The sequence below is a fragment of the Ureibacillus thermosphaericus genome (genome assembly GCF_002370195.2).
Lineage (GTDB): Bacteria > Bacillota > Bacilli > Bacillales_A > Planococcaceae > Ureibacillus > Ureibacillus thermosphaericus.
In genome coordinates this window covers 2,748,985-2,764,141 of the sequence record NZ_AP018335.1, presented here as the reverse complement: position 1 = coordinate 2,764,141, position 15,157 = coordinate 2,748,985, and the positions used below count along the sequence as shown (strand labels likewise).

Annotated in this window: 15 protein-coding genes and 1 pseudogene; 9 read left to right on the top strand and 7 right to left on the bottom strand. The window is 36.1% G+C overall.

Annotated features, from left to right (window positions below; translation table 11 throughout):
- Positions 1-10: 10 nt before the first annotated feature.
- The 3 genes from UtA1_RS13290 to istA all read right to left on the bottom strand — a co-directional run bounded on the left by UtA1_RS13290 (position 11) and on the right by istA (position 2,959).
- Positions 11-973: an acyltransferase family protein gene (locus UtA1_RS13290; RefSeq protein WP_172597879.1), complete on the bottom strand. Its 963-nt coding sequence runs from the start codon at positions 971-973 to the stop codon at positions 11-13.
- A 100-nt stretch (positions 974-1,073) separates the two neighbouring features.
- Positions 1,074-1,793 (bottom strand): IS21-like element helper ATPase IstB, encoded by a 720-nt coding sequence (gene istB, locus UtA1_RS13285; protein WP_096551537.1) that lies wholly within the window; start codon positions 1,791-1,793, stop codon positions 1,074-1,076.
- A complete protein-coding gene (gene istA, locus UtA1_RS13280) occupies positions 1,781-2,959 on the bottom strand; it encodes an IS21 family transposase (RefSeq protein ID WP_456300782.1) in 1,179 nt (392 codons plus the stop codon). The genes istB and istA overlap by 13 nt, the downstream gene beginning before the upstream one ends.
- 96 nt (positions 2,960-3,055) lie before the next feature.
- On the opposite strand from istA, the gene UtA1_RS13275 reads away from it, so the two are divergent.
- Complete coding sequence (locus UtA1_RS13275) at positions 3,056-4,069, top strand: IS1595 family transposase (RefSeq protein ID WP_096551535.1); 1,014 nt, start codon at positions 3,056-3,058, stop codon at positions 4,067-4,069.
- A 10-nt stretch (positions 4,070-4,079) separates the two neighbouring features.
- On the opposite strand, the gene UtA1_RS13270 is transcribed toward UtA1_RS13275, so the two are convergent.
- From UtA1_RS13270 to UtA1_RS13260, 3 genes and pseudogenes are all read right to left on the bottom strand, one after another.
- Positions 4,080-4,268, bottom strand: a complete 189-nt coding sequence (locus UtA1_RS13270; protein ID WP_096551533.1) for a hypothetical protein — start codon at positions 4,266-4,268, stop codon at positions 4,080-4,082.
- A gap of 99 nt (positions 4,269-4,367) precedes the next feature.
- A pseudogene (locus UtA1_RS13265) lies at positions 4,368-4,700 on the bottom strand (IS21 family transposase); the annotation flags it as partial.
- A 332-nt stretch (positions 4,701-5,032) separates the two neighbouring features.
- The gene (locus UtA1_RS13260) at positions 5,033-5,479 is read right to left on the bottom strand and encodes a universal stress protein (protein WP_016837110.1); all 447 of its coding nucleotides are present in this window, start codon (positions 5,477-5,479) and stop codon (positions 5,033-5,035) included.
- Between the two features lie 271 nt (positions 5,480-5,750).
- Here UtA1_RS13260 and UtA1_RS13255 point away from each other — a divergent pair, with 271 nt between their 5' ends.
- From UtA1_RS13255 to UtA1_RS13225, 7 genes are all read left to right on the top strand, one after another.
- Positions 5,751-6,953 (top strand): transposase, encoded by a 1,203-nt coding sequence (locus UtA1_RS13255; protein WP_096550413.1) that lies wholly within the window; start codon positions 5,751-5,753, stop codon positions 6,951-6,953.
- Between the two features lie 280 nt (positions 6,954-7,233).
- Positions 7,234-8,355, top strand: coding sequence for an alanine dehydrogenase (gene ald / locus UtA1_RS13250; RefSeq protein ID WP_096551531.1), 1,122 nt, complete (start codon positions 7,234-7,236; stop codon positions 8,353-8,355).
- 182 nt (positions 8,356-8,537) lie between these two features.
- On the top strand, positions 8,538-9,710 hold the full coding sequence (locus tag UtA1_RS13245) for an ABC transporter substrate-binding protein (RefSeq protein WP_096551529.1): 1,173 nt from the start codon (positions 8,538-8,540) through the stop codon (positions 9,708-9,710).
- A 42-nt stretch (positions 9,711-9,752) separates the two neighbouring features.
- On the top strand, positions 9,753-10,634 hold the full coding sequence (locus UtA1_RS13240) for a branched-chain amino acid ABC transporter permease (RefSeq protein ID WP_096551527.1): 882 nt from the start codon (positions 9,753-9,755) through the stop codon (positions 10,632-10,634).
- A 5-nt stretch (positions 10,635-10,639) separates the two neighbouring features.
- A complete protein-coding gene (locus UtA1_RS13235) occupies positions 10,640-11,590 on the top strand; it encodes a branched-chain amino acid ABC transporter permease (protein WP_096551525.1) in 951 nt (316 codons plus the stop codon).
- A complete protein-coding gene (locus tag UtA1_RS13230; RefSeq protein WP_016837115.1) occupies positions 11,590-12,363 on the top strand; it encodes an ABC transporter ATP-binding protein in 774 nt (257 codons plus the stop codon). The genes UtA1_RS13235 and UtA1_RS13230 overlap by 1 nt, the downstream gene beginning before the upstream one ends.
- Positions 12,356-13,072 carry an ABC transporter ATP-binding protein gene (locus UtA1_RS13225; protein WP_016837116.1) on the top strand — a complete coding sequence of 239 codons (717 nt, stop codon included), beginning with the start codon at positions 12,356-12,358 and terminating at the stop codon, positions 13,070-13,072. Before UtA1_RS13230 ends, UtA1_RS13225 begins: the two co-directional genes overlap by 8 nt.
- A 48-nt stretch (positions 13,073-13,120) precedes the next feature.
- Here the strand turns inward: UtA1_RS13225 and UtA1_RS13220 are convergent, their stop codons facing one another.
- A complete protein-coding gene (locus tag UtA1_RS13220) occupies positions 13,121-14,212 on the bottom strand; it encodes a M24 family metallopeptidase (protein ID WP_096551523.1) in 1,092 nt (363 codons plus the stop codon).
- A gap of 137 nt (positions 14,213-14,349) precedes the next feature.
- On the opposite strand from UtA1_RS13220, the gene UtA1_RS13215 reads away from it, so the two are divergent.
- Positions 14,350-15,030, top strand: a complete 681-nt coding sequence (locus tag UtA1_RS13215) for a metal-dependent hydrolase (protein WP_096551521.1) — start codon at positions 14,350-14,352, stop codon at positions 15,028-15,030.
- Positions 15,031-15,157 lie beyond the last annotated feature (127 nt).

The window sequence follows — 15,157 nt, the reverse complement described above, 5'->3', positions numbered from 1 at the left end:
TAAACACCTATTAAAATTTTTTGTACAATAACGTATCAACGAAGTGGACGACCGGTTTTCTTGACAAACAGTATACAATTAATAAGCTGAATACAAACAATAACCAATATTGGCTTGATTCTATGATATACGACTTTATTGAAGACTCACGGAAAACTCGAACAATAGCCATATGAAGCAAATAAATCACCATCGTAGATTGGCCGATGGATGTAAGATAGCATTGTTTTTTAGGAACGAGGGAAAAAAAGGTATACAACGCTAACAGCTGAATACCGTATGTACTTAATCTTATGAGTGCTGAATATTCTAAGAGATTCGTTATTTCTTCATATGGTCTTTTTCCAAATAACCAAAATCTGAAGTCGATTGGTACATAGAGAACTATGATGATAAAACCTACGATGGCAAGTACTGTGCCAATAAATACGTTGATTTTGGATTTTATTTTGACAAAATGCTGTTCTTTTAAATGAAATCCAGCTAAGAAAAACGGAAAGAAGAAAAAGGTGCGGGACAAACTTAAAAATTCATCCACTTCAGTATCATAGCCAATTAATAGAGAAATAAGAATTGCGATTGGAAGTCCATATTTTAATTTTCCAAAGAAATATAAGAGAATATTCCAAAATAACAAACTCATCAAAAACCAAAGTCCCCATCTTGGGATAAATAAACTATAACCTATCGAGTCTCCAAATATTAAATCATAGTAAAAAGTGTACAACACTTGAAAAATAATATAAGGGATGAGGAGTTTTTTGATGAGTTTTTTAAAATAGCCTTGTTCATAAACTTTTTTTGCAAAATAACCAGAAATTAAAATGAATGCTGGCATATGAAATGTATAGATGAAAAGATAAATATTTGCTAGAATCCTTTCATTTTCTATATACTCACTAATCATATGACCAAACACAACGAGGAAAATCAATATTGCTCTTGCATTATCAAAATATGAATTTCGTTTCAATAGAATCATTCTTTCTATATTTATTGTGATGTTTTTGGCAAGTAGAAAATGTATGAAATGGCAATTAAAAATGCATACATACACTTGCCAAATTCCATGGTTAACGTTGAGAGATTGAGTCTTTGTATCGGTGACTTTCACCATTGAAGATGATTAAATGAGAATGATGAATCAGCCGATCAATGACGGCCTCTGTTAAAATGGGATCGCCAAAGACATTATTCCATTGGCTAAATGGTAAATTGGTTGTCACAATGATGCTTTTGGTTTCATAACACATGGAAATAACTTGAAATAATAACTCTGCCCCCTGTTTATGCAATGGAATATAGCCCAATTCATCAAGAATCAAGAGATCCAACTTTTCGATTTGATTGAGAAATTTACCAAGGTTACCTTTTTCATTGGCCTCCAATAAAGCATTGACAATGGAGGCGGCCGTATAGAACTTCACTCTTTTTCCTTGTTTTTTCATCAAATTGAGGGCGATGAGAGTGGAAAGGAATGTTTTACCGGTTCCCACTCCGCCATAGAAGATAAGGTTTTCCTGATTTTTCGTAAACTCACCTTCTAAAATATAATCTTTTGTGATGCCTGGGGCTAGTTGAATCTCCCGCCAATCATAAGGTTTATTTGGAATTTTCGGCAATGTCGCCTGTTTTAGTAGTAAATTTATCCTTCTCTCATCTCGATGCTGCACTTCTCGTTCAAACAGCTTCAGTAAAAATTCCTCATTTGTTTCCGCATGGATGGTATGGTAATTGGCTGGAATCCAGCTTAATTTTAGTCTTTTGGCATATTCCTTAATCATTTGTTCCATGATGCCACATCTCCTTGGGATTCGAATAGGCGGTCATAATGCCTTACTCCTCGGATGGCTTCCGGCATATCTGGAACGTGTTTTTTCGGTTGAATTGGCTCTCGTATACCTCTTCCATTGATTAATTGATAAAATACCTGTTTAATCGATTCTACTTTCGGATGACCATACTGGGAGGCAATCCTCAAAGCCTGTGTCGAAACTTCGAAATCATGTTCTTTTAGTAAAACAGCTAGTAGTTGTAATGCTTCCTTCTTTTCTTGAACGGTACAATTGGAAAAATAATTTTTCCATTCTTCCGGCATCTTTTCATAGAAATCCGTATATTTTAATGCATTTGGCCTTTTGGCCATTAACGTAAGATATGGTTGCCATTTCATTGATTTTTGTTTTGTGCCATATAAACGCTCGTGCTTGATAATCAGCTCATGCTCTTCTGTTAAAATGGCAATCTCATGATAAGAGATCTTTGCCAAAACCTTTTGTTTGGCAAAACGGGGAGACGTGGAATATAAATTGTTTTCTAAATGGATGAAACCGTACTTATCAGCCGTGACCTGCTCATATCGGACACATTCAAATTCTTTGGCTGGCAATTGAAGAAATAACGCTTGTTCTTCTTCAAATAATTCAGCGATGAGTCGCTCCTTCTCATAATGCGGACGATTCCAGTCCTTCTCACATTTTTCCCATAAAGATTCATTAAAACTTTCTAGTTGATAGATTGTTTGTTCAGGTAAAAAGAAATTGTTTCGAATATATTTCACCTTTGATTCGACATTCCCTTTTTCATTTCCGCTGGCTGGGTTGCAGAACTCGCATTCAAAGCCATAATGTAAAACGAATCGTTGAAATGTCTCTGTCAATTCTCTTTCTCCGTTTGGCAAGATCGTTTTTACTGCAGGGGAGAGATTATCAAAACGAATGACCCTTGGAACCCTTCCCATATAGTGAAAGATTCGTTTTAATCCTTCCAAGAAACATTCTTGATTTTGAGCTGGCATGACTTGCACATAGGCAGCATTACTGTAAGGGAATGAAACGACCAGGTAAGGAAAATCGACGTATTTCCCCTGATAGAGAAAAGGAGCTTCTCCAAAATCAACTTGAGCCGTTGCAGGTTTCGATTCTAAAGGTAACGCAGCTGGTTCACTTTGTTCGAGCAGTTCTTGTTTTCTTTTGGCTGTTTTCGCATAAATTGTTGCTTTCTTGGGTATATGTATAAAGAGTTGATATTATAGACTTTAAGGAGGATGAAAGATATGTGGTTAGACGTTTATGAGGATTTTAGCGAATTAAGTAAATCAGAGCAGTTAGCACTTTTTGAAGCGATGAAGCAAGACTTATTCCCAGAAGAACCCGATAAAATCAATAAACTTCTAAAAAGTCTTCGTGAAGCACGATTTTCTTCGGGTTTAGGTTGTGTTCATTGTGGCAGCACAGATGTTAAACGGAACGGTAAATATCGCAGTCGCCAGCGTTATCTATGCAAAGATTGTGGAAAGTCGTTTAATGATATGACAAATACACCATTCTCAGGCTCACATTATCCTGAGAAGTGGGTTAAATATATTGAACTTATGGTCGAGGGATATACGCTACCTAAAATCGCTGACAAACTGCAAATACACATTTCTACTGCATTTTATTGGCGACATAAAATCCTATATGCATTAGGTAGTCAAGGTTTTAATCAATTACAAGGTATTGTTGAGAGTGATGAAACTTTCTTTCGTGAATCGTTGAAAGGTCAACGTCAAATAAATCATAGAAAACCTAAAAAGCGTGGAGAAAAAGATGGGAAAAGAGGGATTTCCAATCTTAAAATTGCTGTTGTAGTTGCACAAGACCGTAATGGAAATATCATTGCTCGAAAAGCAGGAACAGGACGTGTAAGAGCCGAGGAAATTGATAATGTGATAGGAGGGTATATTCACCCTTCTGCTTTGTTATGTACTGATACCGCAACTAATTACAAAAAATTTGCAAGAATTAAAGGCTTGCAACACGAAACAGTAAATGAACGACTAAAACAACGTGTGAAAAAGGGCATCTACCATATCCAACACGTAAATAATTTTCACAATCGTTTAAAAGGTTGGATGTACCGCTTTAAAGGTGTAGGAACTCTATATTTAGACAATTACCTTTATTGGTTCCGTTGGCTCGAATTAGGAAAGAATTTAGCATTTGATAAGCGTGTTGAACAAATGCTTATTTCAGCCTGTCAAAAATCGAATAAAATAATCGTTAACTCTTTAAGAGGAATAGCCTAAAGAAAAACCATCAGAGGGCGATGGTTTTTGCTTCAATGATTAAGATGATTATAGCCAAGATTAAAATAAATGTTAAGACTGCTCCTAAGACATTTTGGTTATGGGTGTCTTTTCCATTCTTTAACTTCTTTAAAAAAGTAGTAAAATTTAAAAACCATAAAGTGCCTAATAATGGTATAACAAATAACACAAATAGCATTAATGAACTCCTCCTTATTGTTATTTTTTGGATATTATTATTTATTATAGTATAAGATAACTTTTCCTATAAAAAAACAACAAAGTTTACGAAAACAGCCTTTCTTTTTGATACATAGAGCCGAACAGAACGATCTGAACCTGTAAATCCATATTCTTCTTTTAAGATTTCATACATTCGTTTCGCAGTTCTTCGATATTTTTTCTTCTTTGTCAAGTCCTCTTTAATCCATTGATCCAATATCGGTTTCACTGGATCCATCACTTTCGCTTTTCTCGTTTGTTTAACTTTTGAGGGACTGAAGTCTTCCATTTCCGCATACTTCTTCACTGTTCTTGGATCACGATTCATTCTTTTGGCAATATCGGAATAGGAACATCCTTTTTGGTTTGCTTCATATCTGATATAATGAATTTCAGCCACTGCTAACATCTCCTTGAATACCTCCCGTTGAACTGTTTTGTCCAACTAGGAGGGTAGTGTATTTGGGGAATGTTGGCAAGTGGTTTTTTGTTTTATAGGACCTGCATAAATTAATTGCCAAACGTTACATTTTTAGTTTGCCATAAACATTTATTGTGAACTCAAAGGAGTAGAAGCCAACTAAAAAAGCAAAATGAGCGTTATAGCGACGGTTAATTGAGAACAGATATAGTTGTATCATAATTCGACAAAAACTTCTATTGCAAAAAGATAACAAAAACTTTAAATCAAAAAAACCCTTTATGATTTCGAAATCATAAAGGGTTAAAATCTATACTAGATTAATTTTCAGGCGTGCGAACTACAAGAACATCACATTTTGCAGAGCGAACAATTGCTTCTGATACTGAACCGATTAAGAAACGTTCAACGGCATTTAGACCAGTAGCACCGCAGACAATTAAATCAGCATCTACTAATTTGGATAATTCTTTTGTAATGATTGTTTTTGGAGATCCGTATTCAATGATTACGTTCACATTTTTTACGCCAGCTTCTTCAGCTTTCTTTTTATATCCTTCAAGTAATTCTTCAGAGAACGCCTGTGCTTTTTCAGCGATTGAGCGATCATATGCTTCAATTGCTGCAAAAGAGCGAGTATCAATTACATTCACTAAGTTTAATTTTGCATCCTCGTTTTGTTTAGCGATTTCAGTTGCTTTTTTAAAAGCGTATTCTGCTTCTTTAGAACCATCCACAGCCACCACAATACTCTTATACTTTGTCATATTGTTTACCTCCTTTAACTATGTTTCTATTATATCAAATTTTCAGACAATGAGAATGCTATTTTAGTTAAAAATGAAAAACATTCACAAAATCTTCTAATTATTGTAAATGATTTTCTACAATACTGTAATTTTTTATATTTGAGCATTTTGCATATTTTTTGACCCAAGAGCCATAAGGATTTCAAAGACATAAAAAAGGACTTCACCCCTAAAATGTAGAATTTTTGAAGTGACGAAACAACAAAAAATTCAAAAGGAGGAAGTCACTTTGTATATTCTACAAGAAAGCCTATTTTCCTTTGAAGAACTGCAAAAATTAGAGTCAAAAGAGAAATTACCTATCTTTTTTAGCTCGCTTGATTTACGCCCTTATGCTAAACAGTTGAGAAGTTCTTCACCCCGAGGGGCTGACGGTCATTCCAGAGAAGGGATTCTAAGGGCTCTCATCGCTGCCCCACTCGAAGGCATCGACACCTTTACCGCCCTTCATCATCGATTGGATAAAGACCTTCGTTTCCGTTATCAATGCGGTTTATCGATTGATCGCCCCGCACCGTCTATCTCCACTCTCAGCCGGGTTTTTGCAGCACTTACCAAAAAAAAGCTGGCTGAAAAGATCTTCCTTGACTTGGTACAGTTAGCTCAGGAGGAAGGAATAATTGACGGCAGCCACCAGGCCATCGACAGTGCCGCCATTGATGCCTATGAAAAGAAACAGCCCAAAAAGCGTAGTGAACAAACGGGTAATGCCAATTGGGGCGCAAAATATGATTCCTTCGGCAATAAAATTACCTGGTTTGGCTATAAGATGCATCTTTCAGTCGATACCGCAAGCGAACTGCCAATGGCCATAAAAGTAACCCCTGCCCATGTGAACGATGGAGAAGTCGCACCAGAATTAATCGAGCAAGTGGCAGAGCGTACCAAATCCAAAATTGAATTTCTGATCATGGATGGCGGATATGACCAACTAAAAAACTATGAATCAGCCAAAAACATTGGAGCGCAAGCCATTATCCCGCTCAATTTGCGCAACGAAAAAGAGCCTCCTGAAGGGATTTCTTCCAATGGAACTCCGCGTTGTTCCATGGGTTATGAAATGACTTATTGGGGAGCTGATAAGGACCAGCTCAAGTTCAGATGTCCTCACGCAACCGGCAAAGTGGATTGCCCATTAGGAATGGCAGCCTGTTCATCTTCCAACTATGGAATGGTGGTAAAAGTCGACATCAAAAAGGATGTGCGCCGATATTCCAATCCGCACCGTGATACAAAACGTTGGAAAGAGCTTTACAACGAGAGGACAAGTGTAGAACGCTGTAATTCAAGAATGAAAAGCTACCTTACGGCGAACTCCCTACATGTATGGGGAATTGAGAAAGTAAAGAGCCATATTTACCTGAACGCTATTGTATTACTTGTTTCAGCGCTAGCGATGGCAAAGGAAAATAAAGGGAAGAAAGCCGCTTAAAAAAATTCAATGTGAAAAATTCTGCAGGTATGCCCAAAAACAGGATTATTGTAATATTTTGTAAAATAACATGCTGGTAGCTATTTGTCGAGTGCTTTATTTTTTATACTTTTATCCAAAAAATCTAATTTTGCAAAATGCTCATTTACAATTATGAATAATGTGAAGAAATTTGGAAGATAAATTTTTCAAAAAATAATTTAATTTTTTTTTAACAATTGATAGAATAGTGGTGATTGATTTTTTATTACGAATATTCAAGCAAAGGGTGGGAGTTTTCGTGAAAATTGGAATACCTAAAGAAATAAAAAATAATGAAAATCGTGTAGCAATGACACCTGCAGGGGTTGTAACTTTAACGAATGCTGGTCATGAAGTATATATTCAAAAAGGTGCTGGACTAGGCTCTTCATTCACTGATGAAGACTATATTGCTGCGGGAGCAAAAATTGTTGATACTGCTGAAGAAGCTTGGTCACAGGAATTAGTTTTAAAAGTAAAAGAACCAATTGAAAGCGAATACAAATATTTTTATGAAGGACAAATCCTCTTCACTTACTTGCATTTAGCACCTGAATACGAATTAACACAAGCGTTATTAGATAAAAAAGTAATTGGAATTGCATACGAAACAGTGCAATTACCAAATCGAGCATTACCGTTATTAACGCCAATGAGTGAAGTTGCTGGAAAAATGAGTGTCCAAATTGGGGCGCATCATTTAGAAAAATTAAATGGTGGTAATGGAATTTTATTAGGCGGTGTACCTGGTGTACCCCGAGGAAAAGTTACAATTATCGGTGGGGGAGTAGCTGGAACAAATGCTGCTCGCGTTGCTATCGGCATGGGTGCAGATGTAACAATTATTGAACTGAATCCGGATCGTTTACGTCAATTAGAAGATATCTTTGGATCTTCTGTTAAAACATTAATTTCTAATCCGTATAATATCGCAGAGTCTGTGAAACAATCAGATCTTGTAATCAGTTCTGTTCTAATTCCTGGTGCAAGAGCTCCTAAATTAGTAACGGAAGAAATGGTAAAACAAATGAAACCTGGTTCTGTTATCGTTGATATTGCGATCGATCAGGGTGGAAGTACGGAAATTACAGCGAACAACCCTACTTCTCACGATAAGCCAACATTTGAAAAATACGGTGTTTTACATTATGCAGTTCCAAACATTCCAGGAGCAGTTCCAAGAACATCAACAATTGCGTTGACAAATGTAACGGTTCCTTATGCGTTACAAATTGCCAATAAAGGATATAAACAAGCTTGTTTAGAAAATGAAGCACTGAAAAAAGGTCTAAACACGTTAAATGGATATGTTGTGTATAAAGCGGTTGCAGATGAGCAGCAACGCGAATATGTATTTGCTGATACACTGTTACAAGACTAATTATAACTATTTCAAATACTTGGGAATACTTATGTATTTCCAAGTATTTTTTTATTTTATTAGAAATTTTTATAAATAGAGTTTGTAATATTTTTAAAATTCAATTAATAGAATAATAAATAGAGATTTACATTACTCCAATAGTGTAAATTAATAGAATTGAATTTTTAGGGGGATTCAAAATGCAAAAGTTTCTAATTATTTTAGCAACATTCATGTTAATTCTATTAACAGCTTGTGGTAGTTCATCAACATCAACAAACAGCGGAGGACAAAGTAAAACAAGTATTGAAGACGAAACATCTGGAGAGGTAATTCAAGCAAAAATCGGGGTAATTTCATACCTATCTGGTGCAGGGGCTGCCTATGGAGAGGCGATTACACAAGGGTTGAAATTAGCTCAAAAGGAAATTAATGAAAAAGGTGAAGTGAATATTGAATTAGTAATTGAAGATTCTGCTGGTGAAGCGGAACAAGCGGTAAATGCCGGTCAAAAATTAATGGCCGATGATTCTATTCTTGCAATTATTGGACCAACGCTTAGTACGGAATTTTTCGCGGTTGCACCTGAAGCTGATTTAAACGGTATTACAATTATGGGTACATCTACAACAGCGGACGGAATTCCTGAAATTGGAGATTATGTATTCCGAAATTCAATTCCGGAAGCGTTAGCAATTCCTGCTGCAATGGAAAAAACAGTAAAAAGAACAGGAGCAAAAAAGGTTGCCATTATTTATGGGAATGATGATGCTTTTACAAAAGCGGGATTTGAAGTGATGAAAAGAACTGCGGAAGAAATGGGCTTAGAAATTACAACAATTGAAACATATCAAAAAGGTCAAAGCGACTATAAAGCACAGCTAACGAAAATCAAAAATACGAATCCAGATTTAGTTTTAGCTTCTGCTTTATATAACGAAGGAGCCGTTATTATCGATCAAGCGCGGAAGATGGGCATTACCGTTCCGTTCGTTGGAGGAAATGGATTTAACTCCCCTCAAGTTTTAGAAATTGCAGGCGATGCTGCAAACGGTTTAATTGTAGGAACACCGTATTTCGGGGATTCTACAGATCCAAAAATTGTTGAATTTAACAAAAAATACGAAGAGGAATATGGGAAAAAGCCTGACCAATTTGCTGCGCAAGCATATGATGCTCTTTATATTTATGCAGATGCATTAAAGAGAGCGGGAACAGGTGATGATCGAGATGCATTCCGAGATGCACTAGCTGAGACGAAAGATTTTGAAGGGATATTAGGACTATTTTCATTCAATGAAGTTGGTGATGTCGTGATGGATGTTACAGTTGTAGAAATAAAAGATGGGAAGTTTGTAGAATTCGAGGAATAACCTCGAATTCTACTTTTCCTTATATGAAAAGGGTGATGGTTATTGCTAATTGAACAGTTGATTAATGGGATTACATTAGGAAGTATTTATGCGATTGTCGCCCTTGGGTTTACTCTAGTTTTTGGCGTATTAGGCATCATCAACATGGCCCATGGCGAAATTTTTATGGTAGGAGCTTTTATTGGTGTATTGACGACGAGTGTATTAGGTTGGCCGTTGTGGCTTGCTTTTCTTGCGTCGATAGTCGTTACTTCCTTATTAGGTTATCTGTTAGAAATCTTCAGTTTACGCCCTCTTAGAGGGAAAAAGGGAGTATCCCATTTGGCTCCACTAATTAGTACGATTGGTGTATCAATCTTTCTTGAAAATTTATCTCATCATATGTTCGGAGCTGGAAATAAGCCATTTCGAACTGCTTTTGCAGAAATTCGTTTTGAAATTGGTTCAATAACAATTTATTTAGTACAAATTACGATTTTTGTTATTTCCGTCATATTAATGGTCGGATTATCCGTTTGGCTTTCAAAAACAAAAGCTGGTAAAGCCCTGAGAGCTACGGCAGAAAATTTAGAAACAGCAAGTATTCTTGGAGTGGATACGAAAAAAATCATCACATTAACGATGATTATCGCTTCCGGCATGGGAGGCATAGCAGGTATTTTAGTAGGTATGGCCTTTAACTCGGTAAGTCCACAAATGGGTTTATCTATGGGGTTAAAGGGTCTTGCCATCATTATTTTAGGTGGTATGGGCAATGTGAAAGGAGCAATGGTTGGGGGGCTAATCCTCGGTTTATCTGAAACGTTGCTTGTTGCTTATGGCGATTCGGGATATCGAGACGCTATCTCATTTATCATGATAATTCTTATTTTATTAATTCGACCACAAGGTATATTTGGATCCAAGACGGCAGAGGGCAGGTGATAAGAATGTTAGGAGAACTATTAAATCCATATTATTTACAAGTTTTATGTTTCATATTAATTAACATAATGTTAGCCCTTAGTATATATGTTCCGTTATCAAGTGGGCAGTTATCTTTAGGAAGTGCAGGATTTATGGGAATTAGTGCTTACACATCCGCCCTTCTAACGATTCATTATGAACTTCCACTTTATGTAACAATTTTAGTGGGTGCCCTCTTAGCAGGTGTAATCGGTATTATCGTTGGAATCCCATCATTAAGATTAACGGGTGTATATTTGGCAATTGCAACATTAGGATTTGGAGAAGTTATTCGTGTTCTCTTTGTCAATTGGGAAAGCTTGACGAAAGGCTCAGTTGGTTTAACTGGTATTCCTCAGTTGGGGAGGGAATTGCTAAAGTTTGCAAAAAGTATCGGAATAGAACCTAGTGCTCTAGGTTTGAAAAATAATCAATTTGTTTATTTATCCCTTGTTATCGTTCTATTCATAATCGTTTTATTCATTTTATGGTTTGTCATTCGTCAACAAAATTCAAGAATTGGACGAGCTTATTCTTCCATACAAATGGACGAAAAAGCGGCGGAGTCAATGGGAATCAATATCACTTACTATAAAGTATTAGCATTTGCACAAGGAGCTTTTATCGCAGGACTTGCTGGTGCACTATTTGCACATACAATTGGCTATATTTCTCCATCTGATTTTTCATATCATCGCGCAGTAGAAATTTTGATATTTACAGTCTTTGGCGGCAGCGAAGTAATAATTGGTTCCGTTTTTGGAGCAACCATTTTAACATTATTGCCTGAAGTATTACGTTTTGTAAGTGACTATCGATATATATTTTATGGAATTATGCTCGTGATTTTAATGGCTGTTCGCCCTCAAGGAATATTAGATCTTCATTTGTTTTATCGATTAAAAGGAAAACGTATTAAAAGGGGGACTAGCTAATGGTCCTTGAAGTGAAAAACATTACAAAACGTTTTGGCGGGATTACCGCATTAAAAAATATCTCTTTTACAATTCAACAAGGGGAAATTTATGGATTAATTGGTCCAAATGGTGCTGGTAAAACGACGATGTTTAATTGCATTACAAATATTGTTGAACCGACAGAAGGTGAAATTTTTTTTAATGGAGAAAAAATTACAAAACTAAAGCCATATAAAATAACCGAAAAAGGCATTTGTAGAACTTATCAAAATATTCGACTGTTTCCGCAAATGACAGCGTTACAAAATGTAATGGTCGGTGGGCATTCAAGAATTTCAGCGGGAGTCTTCAGAAGCGTAATTCGAACGAAATCTCAAAAGCAAGAAGAGAAATTATTAAAAGAAAAAAGTGAAGAATTATTAGAATTAGTTGGACTTGGTCAATTGAAAGACCAATTTGCAGAGAATTTAGCATATGGTCAACAAAGAAGATTGGAGATTGCTAGAGCATTAGCAAGCAATCCGACTTTATTGTTGCTTGATGAACCGGCAGCAGGCATGAACGAAACGGAAACGGATAATTTATTTGATTTAATAAAAAAAATACAATCTATGGGAATTACAGTACTCATTATTGAGCATGATATGTCGCTTGTCATGAGGTTGTGTGATCGAATTACCGTTCTGAATTTTGGTGAGAAATTGGCAGAAGGGACACCGGATGAAATTCAAAATAATGAAGCGGTGATTGAAGCCTACCTCGGTAAAGAGGAGGAAGAGACAATTGCTTAAGTTAACAAATATTGAAACTTATTATGGACAAATTCAAGCATTAAAAGGAATACATTTAGAAGTGGAAGAAGGAAAAATTGTAACACTTCTTGGAGCTAATGGCGCTGGTAAATCAACGACGATGCGAACAATTGCCGGCCTTATAAAACCAAAAAGGGGAACGGTAGAATTTTTAGGACAAAATGTAACGGGAATGCGTCCACACCAACTTTTGAGGAAAGGTATCTCCCTCGTTCCAGAAGGTCGTGCAATTCTATCCACCATGACCGTTTTAGAAAATCTTGAAATGGGCGCTTATCATCGTAAAGATCATGATGTGAAAAAAGATATACAAAATGTAATGAAACGATTCCCGATTTTGGAGGAGCGCCAATCACAGCTGGCTGGTACGTTATCTGGCGGCCAACAACAAATGCTTGCAATTGCACGTGCATTGCTTGCAAAACCGAAGCTATTATTATTAGACGAGCCTTCTATGGGGTTAGCTCCTCTAATTGTTGCGGAAATATTTAATATAATTAAAGAAATCAAAGAAGATGGAACGACGGTGCTGCTTGTGGAACAAAACGCAAAACAAGCATTGAAAATCGCTGATTATGGATATGTAATGGAGACAGGAAAAATAATTATTGAAGGACCTGCGGATGATTTACTCAAGGATGAGCGAATTGTCGAAGCATATTTAGGAAAGAAAAAAACGACCGTCTAAAATAAAAGAGCTTCCCAATGTCTAATAGACGTTGAGAAGCTCTTTCAATTATTGGATAATGATTAATTCTTTTGGATATTTCGTTAGGACTTCAACACCATTTTCCGTTACGACAACATCATCTTCTATACGAACTCCAGCCACATCGGATTTGTAAATGCCAGGTTCAATTGTAAATACCATGCCTGGTTTTAATTTCATTTCATTTGTTCCAGTAATTGATGGGAATTCGTGTACTGAAATGCCAAGACCATGGCCTAATCGGTGAGTATAATATTCACCATATCCTGCATCAGAAATTATATCCCGGGAAATTTTATCTAAATCCATGCAGCGAATTCCAGGTTTCACTGATTTTATGGATTCTTCGTTTGATTTTTTTACTGTTTCATAAATCTTTCTTTGTTCTTCGTTAATTTCCCCGAATGCAACGGTGCGAGTGATATCGGAACAGTATCCTTCGTAAATTACCCCTAAATCAAACAACACAAAGTCGCCTTTTTGAATAGTGCGATTTCCTGGAGTACCGTGTGGAGATGCAGCTTTTGGACCAGATAATACAGTCGTTTCGAAGGACATGGAATAACCTTTTTCCTTAATAGCACTTTCAATAATGTGAACAATTTCTAGTTCAGTAATACCTTCCTTGATGGCCTTTACACCGACATCAATTGCATAATCGGCTAATTCAGCGGCTTTTCTTAATTTATCCAGTTCTTCTTTATCTTTCATTACCCGAAGCTCGTTTATTTGATTATCAATTGGAACAAAACGAGCATTAGGGAAGAAGGCTTGTAGAGCTTCAAATCGTTCAACTGTTAAATGCCCTTTTTCAATAGCAATTGTTGAAATATTGTTCGTACGAGAATGTATTTCGTTCGCTAATATATTCCATGGTTGATCGGTATCACTATGACCAACAATATCAAATGACCAACCCGAAGATTTCACATCAGAGATTTCCATTTTCGGACATATGATGAACGGGTCTGCATTTTGAAAAATCGAAATACCTAGTAATCTTTCGTGGGGATTACTTTTAAACCCTGAAAAATAAAATACATTATCTGGATTTGTAACGAAGGCTATATCAATTTGCTGCTCCTTTAAGTAAGATTGGATATTTATCATTTTGCTCATTAGTCGTTCCTCCAAGTTTGGTTTATATATTACATAAAAGGAAATATAACAGTATTAGTATAGCAAAAAGAAGGAAAAAAGAAGGTTTTGTAGAAATATAAATGATGAAATTTTATTTATTTAAAGGGGGAAACATAATGGAAATTTCTTACCATGGTCATTCCGTCGTAAAAATTAAAACAAATGGCACAACGATTTTAATAGACCCGTTTATTACAGGAAACCCTTTAACTGATTTAAAAGTTGAGGAAGAAAAGCCGGATGTGATTTTATTGACACACGGTCATAATGACCATGTTGGAGATACGATAGCGCTAGCGAAAGCGCACAATTCGCAAGTAGTGGCGCTAAATGAGTTGGCAGTATATTTACAAAAACAAGGTGTCAATGCCCATCCAATGGGAGTTGGAGGAGCTTATGAATTTCCATTTGGTAAAGTAAAATATACGCTTGCTTTCCACGGTTCTACTTATGAAACTGAAACAGAAGTTGTCAATGCAGGAAACCCTGGTGGAATCTTGTTCTACGCGGAAGGTTTAACAATTTATCATGCAGGCGATACAGCGTTATTTGGTGATATGAAATTAATTGGTGACCGAAATGAAATTGATGTTGCCTTTTTACCGATTGGTGATAACTTTACAATGGGCCCTGAAGATGCGGCATATGCTGTGGAATTATTAAGACCTAAAACGGTTGTACCAATTCATTACAATACGTTCCCAGTCATTAAACAAGATCCGAATGACTTTGCGAAATTGGTGAAAAATAGTAAAGTTCAAATTTTAGAAGCAGGGCAAAAAGTAGAATTGCCTTAAACATATAAAACATAAAATCAAAAAGTTTTTTAAATGAATAGCAATAGAGAAAGTGAGTTATGGAGATTTTGTCGATTATTGTAAAATATCCATGACTACTTTCTCGATTTTTTTCTATACATAATTG

Coding starts and splice junctions, on each gene's coding strand:
- UtA1_RS13230 (WP_016837115.1), top strand. CDS start 11,590: ATGGTCCTTGAAGTGAAAAACATTACAAAACGTTTTGGCGGGATTACC.
- UtA1_RS13235 (WP_096551525.1), top strand. CDS start 10,640: ATGTTAGGAGAACTATTAAATCCATATTATTTACAAGTTTTATGTTTC.
- istB (WP_096551537.1), bottom strand. CDS start 1,793: ATGGAACAAATGATTAAGGAATATGCCAAAAGACTAAAATTAAGCTGG.
- UtA1_RS13275 (WP_096551535.1), top strand. CDS start 3,056: ATGTGGTTAGACGTTTATGAGGATTTTAGCGAATTAAGTAAATCAGAG.
- UtA1_RS13245 (WP_096551529.1), top strand. CDS start 8,538: ATGCAAAAGTTTCTAATTATTTTAGCAACATTCATGTTAATTCTATTA.
- UtA1_RS13220 (WP_096551523.1), bottom strand. CDS start 14,212: ATGAGCAAAATGATAAATATCCAATCTTACTTAAAGGAGCAGCAAATT.
- UtA1_RS13270 (WP_096551533.1), bottom strand. CDS start 4,268: ATGCTATTTGTGTTATTTGTTATACCATTATTAGGCACTTTATGGTTT.
- UtA1_RS13215 (WP_096551521.1), top strand. CDS start 14,350: ATGGAAATTTCTTACCATGGTCATTCCGTCGTAAAAATTAAAACAAAT.
- UtA1_RS13260 (WP_016837110.1), bottom strand. CDS start 5,479: ATGACAAAGTATAAGAGTATTGTGGTGGCTGTGGATGGTTCTAAAGAA.